This window comes from Pseudomonas sp. FG43, assembly GCF_057809175.1.
Window position 1 is genome coordinate 48,399 of the sequence record NZ_JBMDJL010000008.1, and the last position, 11,389, is coordinate 59,787.

At 57.5% G+C, this 11,389-nt stretch carries 7 protein-coding genes; all 7 read left to right on the plus strand.

From position 1 onward, the window contains the following. Positions 1-13 precede the first annotated feature (13 nt). The 7 genes from flgG (at position 14) to ACODS3_RS11620 (ending at position 11,289) form a co-directional block, all read left to right on the plus strand. Positions 14-802 carry a flagellar basal-body rod protein FlgG gene (gene flgG, locus ACODS3_RS11590; RefSeq protein ID WP_201018422.1) on the plus strand — a complete coding sequence of 263 codons (789 nt, stop codon included), beginning with the start codon at positions 14-16 and terminating at the stop codon, positions 800-802. A gap of 72 nt (positions 803-874) precedes the next feature. Further along, complete coding sequence (gene flgH, locus ACODS3_RS11595) at positions 875-1,588, plus strand: flagellar basal body L-ring protein FlgH (RefSeq protein WP_201018423.1); 714 nt, start codon at positions 875-877, stop codon at positions 1,586-1,588. A gap of 13 nt (positions 1,589-1,601) precedes the next feature. Next, positions 1,602-2,711 (plus strand): flagellar basal body P-ring protein FlgI, encoded by a 1,110-nt coding sequence (locus tag ACODS3_RS11600; RefSeq protein WP_025260912.1) that lies wholly within the window; start codon positions 1,602-1,604, stop codon positions 2,709-2,711. A gap of 10 nt (positions 2,712-2,721) precedes the next feature. After that, a complete protein-coding gene (flgJ, locus tag ACODS3_RS11605; RefSeq protein WP_489034353.1) occupies positions 2,722-3,942 on the plus strand; it encodes a flagellar assembly peptidoglycan hydrolase FlgJ in 1,221 nt (406 codons plus the stop codon). A gap of 10 nt (positions 3,943-3,952) precedes the next feature. Next, positions 3,953-6,016, plus strand: coding sequence for a flagellar hook-associated protein FlgK (gene flgK / locus ACODS3_RS11610; RefSeq protein ID WP_201018425.1), 2,064 nt, complete (start codon positions 3,953-3,955; stop codon positions 6,014-6,016). 13 nt (positions 6,017-6,029) lie between these two features. Continuing rightward, positions 6,030-7,622: a flagellar hook-associated protein 3 gene (locus ACODS3_RS11615; RefSeq protein WP_489034356.1), complete on the plus strand. Its 1,593-nt coding sequence runs from the start codon at positions 6,030-6,032 to the stop codon at positions 7,620-7,622. 88 nt (positions 7,623-7,710) lie between these two features. Next, positions 7,711-11,289, plus strand: coding sequence for a glycosyltransferase (locus tag ACODS3_RS11620; protein ID WP_489034358.1), 3,579 nt, complete (start codon positions 7,711-7,713; stop codon positions 11,287-11,289). Positions 11,290-11,389 lie beyond the last annotated feature (100 nt).

Here is an 11,389-nt window from a genome sequence, read left to right on the forward strand (position 1 = left end):
GAGGAGAAAACGAATGCTTCCTGCACTATATGTTGCGAAAACCGGCCTCGCTGCTCAGGACACCAACCTGACCACAATCTCCAACAACCTGGCGAACGTTTCGACCACAGGTTTCAAGAGTGATCGTGCCGAATTCCAGGATTTGCTCTATCAGATCAAGCGTCAGCCAGGTGCTCAGTCGACCCAGGACAGCGAACTGCCGTCCGGTCTGCAACTGGGTACCGGTGTGCGCATTGTCGGCACGCAAAAGAACTTCACCGCAGGCAGCCTGCAAACCACGGAAAACCCTCTGGACCTGGCAATCAATGGTCGCGGTTTCTTCCAGATCTCGCAGCCTGACGGCACCATCGCCTACAGCCGCGACGGTACTTTCCACCTGGATGCCAACGGCCAGATCGTGACTGCCAATGGCTATGCCCTGGAGCCTGCGATTGTCGTTCCACAAAACGCCCAGACCTTCACGGTCGGTCAGGACGGTACTGTTTCGATCACTGTGGCGGGTGCTACTGCAACGCCGCAGGTCATCGGCAATATTCAGACTGCCGAGTTCATCAACCCGGCCGGTCTGCAGGCCATTGGCGGCAACCTGTACCTGGAAACCGGTTCCAGCGGCGCGCCTCAAGTGGGTACTCCTGGCTTGAACGGTCTGGGTACGACCCTGCAGAACACTCTGGAAAACTCCAACGTGAGCACGGTTGAAGAGCTGGTCAACATGATCACCACTCAGCGCGCCTACGAGATGAACTCCAAAGTGATCTCCACTGCCGACCAGATGTTGCAGAACCTGACTCAGAATCTGTAAGACCCTGATGTATCTGCTCAAATCGACAGGGCGCCCGATCGGCGCCTGCTACACCGCGAGGTTTCAAGTGTCATGAAACGCCTTAGTGTTCTGCGTTTTTCAGTATTGATCGCCCCTTTGTGCGGGATCGCTTTGCTGTCAGGCTGTGTGGCGCCTTCTGCCAAGCCTAATGACCCTTATTACGCGCCGGTGTTGCCGCGCACGCCCATGTCTGCCGCTGCCAACAATGGCGCGATCTATCAGGCCGGTTTCGAGCAGAACCTGTACGGCGACCGCAAGGCCTTCCGGGTGGGTGACATCATCACCATCACGCTTTCCGAGCGTATGGCTTCCAGCAAGGCTGCCAGTTCTGCCATTACCAAGGACAGCACTGCCAACCTGGGTCTGACTTCGTTGTTCGGTTCCGGGTTGACGACCAATAACCCGATCGGCAGTAACGACCTGAGTCTCAATGCCGGCTACACGGGCGCACGTTCTACCGCAGGTCAGGGGCAGGCCGCCCAGAGCAACAGCCTGACCGGTTCGGTGACGGTGACGGTAGCTGATGTGATGCCTAACGGAATTCTGGCAGTGCGTGGCGAAAAATGGCTGACCCTCAATACCGGTGACGAGCTGGTCCGTATTGCCGGTTTGATTCGTGCCGACGACATTGCCACCGATAACACTGTGTCATCCACGCGAGTGGCTGATGCGCGTATTACGTATTCAGGTACTGGTGCATTTGCCGACTCCAACCAGCCAGGCTGGTTCGACCGGTTCTTCCTCAGCCCGTTGTTCCCTTTCTGATAGCGGGATAGACATGATCAAGTTCAAGCAACTGATTGCGGCAACCCTGCTGCTGTCCACCGCCTTCGGTGTTCAGGCCGAACGCCTGAAGGACATCGCCAGTATCTCGGGCGTCCGGGCCAACCAATTGATCGGTTATGGTCTGGTCGTGGGCCTCAATGGTACGGGTGACCAGACCACTCAGACGCCGTTTACTCTGCAAACCTTCAACAACATGTTGTCGCAGTTCGGTATCAAGGTGCCGAGCGGTTCCGGCACCGTGCAGTTGAAAAACGTTGCTGCAGTAGCGGTCTATGCGGACCTGCCGCCATTCGCCAAGCCAGGTCAGGTGGTGGATATCAGTGTGTCGTCCATCGGTAACTCCAAAAGCCTGCGCGGCGGCAGCCTGTTGATGACTCCGCTCAAAGGTGTCGATGGCAACGTCTACGCCATTGCCCAGGGCAACCTGGTGGTCGGTGGTTTCGATGCTGAAGGTCGCGACGGCTCGAAGATTACTGTCAACGTTCCTTCGTCTGGTCGTATTCCGGGTGGTGCATCGGTTGAGCGTGCAGTGCCGAGCGGTTTCAATCAGGGCAACAGCCTGACGCTGAACCTCAATCGCTCCGACTTCACCACTGCCAAGCGCATTGTGGACAAGATCAACGACATGCTTGGCCCAGGCGTCGCCCAGGCTCTGGACGGTGGTTCGGTTCGTGTGACCGCGCCTCTGGATCCGGGGCAGCGTGTGGATTACCTGTCGATTCTGGAAAACCTGGAAATCGATCCGGGCCAGACCGCCGCCAAGGTCATCATCAACTCGCGTACCGGCACTATCGTGATCGGTCAGAACGTCAAGGTATCGCCAGCCGCCGTGACTCACGGCAGCCTGACCGTGACCATCACTGAAGATCCGATCGTCAGTCAGCCCGGCGCGCTTTCCAACGGGCAGACGGCTGTCGTGCCGCGTTCGAGGCTCAACGCCCAGCAGGAAATGCACCCGATGTTCAAGTTCGGCCCGGGCACCACGCTGGATGAGATCGTCCGTGCGGTGAACCAGGTGGGCGCTGCTCCTGGCGACTTGATGGCCATTCTTGAAGCATTGAAGCAGGCTGGCGCGTTGCAAGCCGACCTGATCGTGATCTGAGGAATCGAGCATGGATATGCCCAAGAGCGGAATTTCCACGACGGTCGATTCGGGTGCCTATACCGACGTCAATCGTCTGGCCGCTTTGAAGAATGGCGACAAGGACAGCCCGGAAAACCTGAAGAAGGTTGCCCGGGAGTTCGAGTCGCTGTTCGTCAGCCAGATGCTCAAGGCCATGCGTTCGGCCAACGAAGTCCTGGCCAAGGACAATCCGCTGAATACTGCGGCAACACGGCAGTATCAGGACATGTATGACCAGCAGTTGGCAGTGACCTTGTCGACCCGCGCCAATGGTATTGGCTTGCAGGATGTGCTGATGCGTCAGTTGTCCAAGGACAAGGGTGTCAATCACGCGGCTGCGACGGCTGAAAACCCGGCTGCCGCTGCGGATGCCGCCAAGACGGGATTGGCCACCAGTGTCTATCAGCGTCCGTTGTGGGCGACGCGCTCGGCGGCAGCAGACAAGGCGGGCGCTACAGGTTCTGTCGAAGGTCGCAATGATATGGCGCTGCTCAATTCGCGTCGTCTGGCATTGCCCAGCAAGCTTACTGACCGATTGTTGCTGGGGATTGTGCCTTCGACGGCAACGGCCAACACCAATAGCCCATTGTCTGCGCAGCGCGCGACGGTTACTGGCAGCAATGGTGACTGGACGCTGGACCCCAATCTTGCCGAGCCACAATATGTTCGTACCATGGCCCAGCCGCCATTGGCTCCTGCCAAGCGCGCCTTCAGCAACTCCGACCAGTTTGTGGCGACCATGTTGCCTCTGGCCAAGGAGGCGGCAGCGCGTATCGGGGTCGATCCCGTCATGCTGGTGGCGCAGGCTGCGCTGGAAACCGGCTGGGGTAAATCCATCATGCGTCAACAGGATGGCAGTAGCAGCCACAACCTGTTTGGCATCAAGGCAACCGGCAGTTGGCAGGGCGCGCAGGCTCGTGCGATTACCAGCGAGTTCCGTGACGGCAAGATGGTCAAGGAAACGGCGGACTTCCGTTCCTACGATTCCTACGCTGACAGCTTCCATGACCTGGTCAGTCTGCTGCAGAACAACAATCGTTATAAAGAAGTCATCAACTCCGCCGATAACTCTGAACAGTATGTAAAAGAATTGCAGAAGGCCGGTTACGCCACGGACCCGGCCTACGCAAGCAAGATTTCGCAGATTGCGAAACAGATGAAGAGTTACCAGAACTACGCCGCCGCAACGGGCTCTTCCACGACTTTATAAGGTTTGAATCATGTCGCTGATTTCAATTGGGCTCTCGGGTATTACCGCCAGCAGTGCCGCGATCAATACCATCGGTAACAACACGGCCAACGTGGACACTGCCGGGTATTCGCGTCAGCAGGTAATGACCACGGCTTCGGCGCAGATCAACATTGGCCTGGGTATCGGCTACATCGGTACCGGTACCACGTTGTCCGATGTGCGTCGTATCTACAACGGCTATCTCGACGCCCAATTGCAAACCAGCACGGCGCTCAGTGCCGATGCAGTGGCTTACTCTGGTCAGGCGAGCAAGACCGATACCTTGCTGTCGGACAGCACCACGGGTGTTGCGGCGCAGATGTCGAAGTTCTTTACCGACCTGCAATCCGTTGCCTCCAATGCGACCCAGTCGGCAGAGCGTTCGACTTTCCTGACCCAGGCAAGCGCGTTGAGCGCCCGTTTCAATTCGATTGCTTCACAGTTGTCGTCGCAGAACGAGAACGTCAATGCACAGCTGACTACATTGACCGCTCAGGTCAACGAACTGACGAGTACGATTGCCAGCCTGAACAAGCAGATCACTGCAGCTTCTGCCGGAAATACCACACCCAACACATTGCTTGATACGCGCAACGAAACCGTGCGCAAACTCAACGAGCTGATCGGTGTCAAGGTGCTTGAAAGCAGTAATGGCAACTATGATGTCATGACTGGTACCGGGCAGTCCCTGGTGAGTGGTTCTACAGCGGCGACCCTTTCGGCTGGTCCAAGCAAGACCGACCCTTTGCAGTACAACCTGCAGATCAAGATAGGCCAGACCAGCACCGACGTTACCTCGGTAGTGACAGGTGGCGCCATCGGTGGTCTGTTGCGTTATCGCTCCGAAGTATTGACGCCTGCATCCAATGAGTTGGGTCGGGTGGCGCTGGTGCTGGCTGATCAGATGAACAGCCAGATGAGTCAGGGTATCGACAGCAAGGGCAATTTCGGCTCGGGCCTGTTCACCAATATCAACAGCGCTGATCTGATCACACAGCGCAGCACCGGCAAGGTGGGTAACAGTGCAGGTTCGGGCAATCTGGATGTCACGATCAAGGACACCAGCAAACTGACGGCCGACGATTACGAAGTCACCTTCAGCGATGCGAACAACTTCACTGTGCGTCGCCTGCCCAATGGCGAAAGCGTCGGCACCGGTTCGTTGACGGATAACCCGCCGACCCAGTTCGAGGGCTTCACTGTAAGCCTCAACGGCAATACGTTGGCCGCAGGTGATTCTTTCAAGGTCTCGCCAACACGTAACGGTGCTTCGGGGATCGCTGTTGCCCTGACCGACGCCAAGGACATTGCCGCTGCTGCGCCACTGACCGCCAAGGCGGGTGTCAGCAACTCCGGTACTGGTGGCTTTACCCAGCCGGTCCTCAATACCAAGGCCGACATCTACGATTCGACCCAGACCAGTGATCTGCGCAATGCGCTGCAAAACTCCACCCCGATGAAACTGGTGATGGGCTCGGTCAGCAGCACAGGCGTGCAGAGCTATACGCTGGTGGATTCCACCGGTGCAGCTGTGCTCGACCAGAATGGCAATGCCGTGGGCGGTTCCATCGTTCAGGGGCAGAGCAATAATATCAAGCTCAGCGTGGGCTACACCGATACCCGTACCACGCCAAGCACCCAGACCGCATTCGAGATCGAGATGACGCTCTCGGGGTCTCCAATCGTCAATGACACCTTCAGTATCGATATGACCGGTGCCGGTTCTTCCGACAACCGTAACGCCCTGGCCGGTGTGGCCTTGCAGACCGCCAAGAGTGTTGACGTGACCGGTGGCAGTGTCGGCACCAGCCTGTCGGGTGCCTACGGGGATCTGGTCGCCAAGATCGGTACTCGCGCCAGTCAGGGCAAGAGTGATGTGACGGCCACCGATGCCGTTCTGGCTCAGGCCAAGTCAGCGCGTGATTCGGTATCGGGCGTGTCCCTGGATGAAGAAGCGGCCAACCTGATCAAGTATCAGCAGTACTACACCGCCTCTTCGCAGATCATCAAGGCGGCACAAACCATTTTCAGCACGCTGATCAACAGTCTTTAAGGAGTCGTGAACCATGCGTATTTCAACTTCCCAGTTCTACGAAGCCACGACTTCAAACTATCAGCGCAACTATTCGAACATGATCAAGACTGGCGAAGAGGTTTCCAGCGGGATCAAGCTCAATACCGCCAGTGATAACCCGGTGGGCGCGTCGCGTGTGCTGCAACTGGCACAGCAGAACTCCATGCTGACCCAGTACTCGTCGAACATCGGCACGATCAATACCAACACCACCAACTCTGAAACTGCGCTGAGCAGCATCATTGATGCCATGCAGACTGCTCAGGAGCTGATCGTCAAGGCCGGTAACGGTTCGTATACCGACAAGGACCGTATCTCCACGGCAGATGAACTCAAGCAGTTGCAAAGCCAGATTCTGGGCCTGATGAACAGCCAGGACTCCAACGGGCAGTACATGTTCTCGGGTTCAAAGTCGTCTATTCCTCCGTACTCGCAGAATGCCGACGGCACCTACAGCTACAACGGTGACCAGACCCACGTGAACCTCGCGGTGGGTGATGGCCTGGTCCTGGCAAGCAATACCACCGGTTTCGAGGCGTTCGAGCAGGCCGTCAACACCTCCCGTACTTCGGCGACATTGACTTCCCCTGCTGTGGAAGATGGCAAGGTCTCGTTGACCGGTGGTCTGGTGAAGTCCAGCAACGCCTATAACAACAACTATCAGGCAGGCGAGCCTTACACGCTGACCTTCCTGAGCAGCACCCAGTTCAAGATCACGGATGGTTCGGGCAATGATGTGACCGCCGATGCTTCGACGGCGGGTAATTTTACCCACGGCAGCTTCAATGATCAGTCATTCACTTTCCGCGGTGTCGAGCTGACCATGAACGTCAACCTGACGGCGGCGGAAAGGGCCACGACTGCGGCTGCGGATGCGGTCCTGACCAACCGTACCTATCAGTTGGCTTCTACGCCGGACAGCGTGACCACCTCCCGTAGCCCGGGCAACCCTTCGACTGCGAACATCAGCAGTTCGGTAGTGGGGACCAGCGCTGCGGACCTGACCGCGTTCAACAATACATTCCCTACCACGGGTGCGATTCTCAAGTTCACCAGTGCCACGAATTACGAACTGTATGCCTCGCCCGTCACCAGCAGCAGTACGCCGGTGTCCACAGGCACGCTGACCGGAACAACCGCCAATGCGGCGGGCGTCAACTTCACCATCAGCGGCACGCCGGCCAACGGTGACCAGTTCGTGGTGCAATCTTCCACGCATCAGACCGAAAACGTGCTGAACACCCTGTCGGCAGCGATCAAGGCGTTGACCACACCTACCGACGGCGATCTGGTTGCTTCGCAAAAACTTGATTCTGCTCTGTCTTCGGCTCTGGGCAACATCATCAGCAGCATGGAGCAGGCTTCCACTGCGCGCTCGGCTGGCGGTGCGCGTCAGGTCGCTGCTACTGCGCAAGGCGTGACCAACGACTTGCTCAAGGGCAATAACGAGGTTGAGCAGGGTACGTTCGTCAACTCGGACATGGTTGAGGCAACCACCCGACTGACGTTGCAGAAGACTATGCTGGACGCATCCCAGGCGGTGTTTGTCCAACTGTCCAAGTTGAACCTGTTCAGCCAGATCTGATTCCTGGCATTGAGCATCCGCCGTCTTTTTTCAGCGGTGAGGGAAGCCATTCGACTGGCTGGTTTCCCGCCGCTCATGAGTTCGTACTGTGAATCAAACTTCTCTCGTCAGCATTGTCATTCCCGCCCTCAATCCACGGTTCTTCCGCGAAGCGCTGCAAAGTGCTCTGGTTCAGAGCTACGACAATCTTGAGATCATAGTTTGCGACGACTGTCAGACTGGTGAAATCAAAGAAATCTTCGACGAGCTGGTGCCCTCATCAGATGGTATTGCACGCTATGTAGGCAATCCTTATCGTCTGGGCTTTCAGGGCAATCTGCTCAAGTGTCTTGAAGAGTCGAAGGGCGAGTACATCAAGTTTCTGTGCGATGACGATCGTCTGTACGCTTACTGCATTGCACGCCAGGCTCAGGCACTGGATATGTGTCCTGATGTCCAGTTGGTGGTCGGCAAGCGACATCTGGTCGATGTCGATGACTATGTGCTGCCGACCCGTATGGAGAACGTTGGTCTTGTTCCCTACGATGCCCTGTTCAAGGGTGAGGACATGCTGGCGATTTTCGAGCGTACCTCACGCAATACTCTGGGTTGTTTCAGTAGCGCTCTGATGCGCAGAGCCGATGTTCTGGAGTATTTGCCATCATTGGCGCAACCGGGGCAGGGCTTTGTTGCGCTGCTCGACTTCGCGTTGTTCAACTGCCTGTTGCGACGCGGCAACCTGATTGCGCTGAACAGTCTTGAATGTCTTGAACGCTTGCATCCAGCTCGCCTCAGCAGTCAGCCGGACATGTATCACATTGCAACCACGGAATGGGGTTGGCTGAACGAGATGCTCAAGGCGCGTAGCGGCGAGCAGGCACCGGCCAAGGGTTGGGTGCGCTTCATGGCCTTGCACAAGGCTCTGGAGTCTCCAAGGGAGTGGGATGAGGTTGACATGAACGGCGTCATGGCCAGCCGGCAAGGCATCATGCGCAGCCGGGTCGGCAGTGGCAGTCAAAGTTACGCCGAGCTCTATGCCGAGTGGTTGTCATGCCGTCTCTTCACTGAGCCTCAGAAAAAGCTACTGGAGCAGCGTATCGCGCGCTGGGCATGGAATCCACGCATTGTGCCTGTGGTGATCGATGCGCAGAATGACCCCGACGCGCTGGAAATGACCCTCAAGAGCATTGCCGATCAGGATTACCCGGCCGAGTCCGTTGTGGTCTTGACCAATGCGGCCAGCCTCGAAGATCAGCAGGTATTGCGCTTCCCGCTGCAGGCCGACTGGTCGCAGCAACTGAACGATGTACTGCCGCTGCTTGAGAATGCCGACTGGGTATATCTGCTGCATGCCGGTGATCGGCTGACCCAGCCTGCGTTGCTGGTCCTGGCCGAGCGTGTCGCCCAGATTTCCGGCCTGTTGTGTGTCTACAGTGATGAAGGCGCAATCGTTGATGACGAGTCGCAGGAGCCGGTGTTCAAACCGGACTTCAACCTCGACCTGATGCGGGGCTACCCCTATGTGGGACGAGCATTGGCGTTCGAGCGTCGCAACCTGCTGGCAATGGGCGGTTTTGATTCGGCCCATGGCGAGCTGGCACCCCATGATGTGATCTGGCGGCTGGTAGAAAGTGCCGGCCCGCAAACCGTCGAGCACATCGCCGAAGTCCAGGTCGAGTCCAGCCTGTCGTTTGCCCAATGGCTGTCACTGCCAGCAGTGATCGAGCGCAGCGAGCCGCTGGTTTCGGCTCATCTGCAGCGTATCGGCCTGGAGCATGTGATCCATCATGACCAGTTGCCGCTGCTTAACCGTGTCGAGTATCTGCATGCGTCCAGCCCGCTGGTCTCGATCATCATCAGCACCCGAGATCAATTGGTCGATCTGGAGCGTTGTCTCGACAGCCTGCTCAGCAAGACCCGGTATCCGAATTACGAAGTATTGATTGTCGACAAGGCCAGCGAGAGCGCCGAGGCCCGGACCTGGTTTGCTGCCATGGGTGAGCTGGGTAGCGAGAAGCTGCGGATTTTCGCTTCGCCCGATGCCGATAACGAAGCAGCCACGCAGAACTTTGCGGCCTCCCATGCCCGTGGCCAGTATCTGGTTACCCTCAGCCCTCACGCGCTGATTCATCAGGCCGACTGGCTTGATGAGTTGCTTAATCATGCCCAGCGTCCGGAGGTCGGTATTGTCGGCTCGCGGATCCTCAACCCGCAGGGCAATATCCTGTACGCCGGTATGGTGCTGGGTATGGACGGGCTGGCAGGCAGGCCGTTCATCAACTTGCCAGCAGGGGCGAGTGGTTACATGCATCGGCTGCAACTGACGCAAAACTGGAGCGCTGTCAGTGGCAACTGCCTGATGGTGCGCAAAGAGGTATTTGACAGTGTTGGCGGGATGGATGCGGCCTCATTCTCATTGGGGCTGCATGATCTTGACTTGTGTATGCGCGTTGGCGGCGAAGGTTATCTGATTGTCGGAACGCCATGTTCCTCTGTAGTCCTGGCCGAGCCTGCAACTGCTCAGCGTTCGGAGTCTTCTCGCGAGAAGCTTGATAACGAGCAGAAGTCCTTTTACCTGAAATGGCTGCCGAAAATGGCCAGGGATCCGGCCTATAACCCGAATCTGTGTCTGGGCGAGGTATCCTCCTTCAATCTGGAAACCGGGTTGCTGGCAGGCTGGAACCCGTTCTGCACTCGCCATTTGCCCTCGATTCTGGGCATGGCCGTCAATTCCTCGGCGGTGGGTCACTATCGGGTCAGTCAGCCTTTGCTGGAGCTGGTGGCCGCCGGGCGTGTGCTCGGGAAAATGACCTACGAGTCGCCTTCGGCTATCGAGATCGAGCGCCAGACCCCTGATGTCATCGTCTTCCAGGGGCGCTACAGCGAAGGCAAGGTGCCGGATATTGTCCTGGCAAAGAATTACTCCAGCGCAATGCGTATTTTCGAGCTGGATGACTACATCGCCGATGTTCCCGAGAAAAACGAGCATCGCCGCAATATGCCGGACAACATTGCGGCCATGTTGCGCAAGGGGATCGGGCTCTGTGACCGGGTCGTGGTGTCGACTCATCCACTGGCTCAGGCCTTGTCCAGCATGCACAGCGATATTCGCGTGGTGCCCAACATGCTGGCACCCCATCTGTGGAGCAACCTCAGGAGTTTGCGTCGTAGCTCCGGCAAGCCGCGGATCGGCTGGGGTGGCGGAACCAGCCACCGCGGCGATCTGGAACTGATTGTCGATGTGATACGCGAGCTGGCCGATGAAGTGGAATGGGTTTTCTTCGGCATGTGCCCTGACCTGCTCAGGCCTTACATCCATGAATTCCATTCGGCTGTGAGCCTGCACACGTACCCGGCCAAATTGGCGAGCCTGAATCTGGATCTGGCTCTGGCACCGCTGGAGTTCCATATCTTCAACGACTGCAAGAGCAACCTGCGTCTGCTGGAGTACGGGGCTTGCGGCTACCCGGTGATCTGTTCGGATACCGAGGCCTATCGCGGTCACTTGCCAGCCACGCGCATTTACACCAACAGTTCGGATGAGTGGTTGCAGGCAATTCGCATGCACTTGTCCGACCCCAACGCCAGCTATCGCATGGGCGATGAACTGCGTGAAACGGTATTGCGTGATTTCATGCTGCGCGGCGATAACCTGCAGTACTGGGCCAACGGCTGGTTGCCGGATTGATCCACACAAAATGAATGCTCTCCAGCGCAGGACTTGCGCTGGAGATGCTATGTTTTTGCTCTTGTTTCAGCAGCGGGCCGAGCAGTCCCCTCTGTTGAGA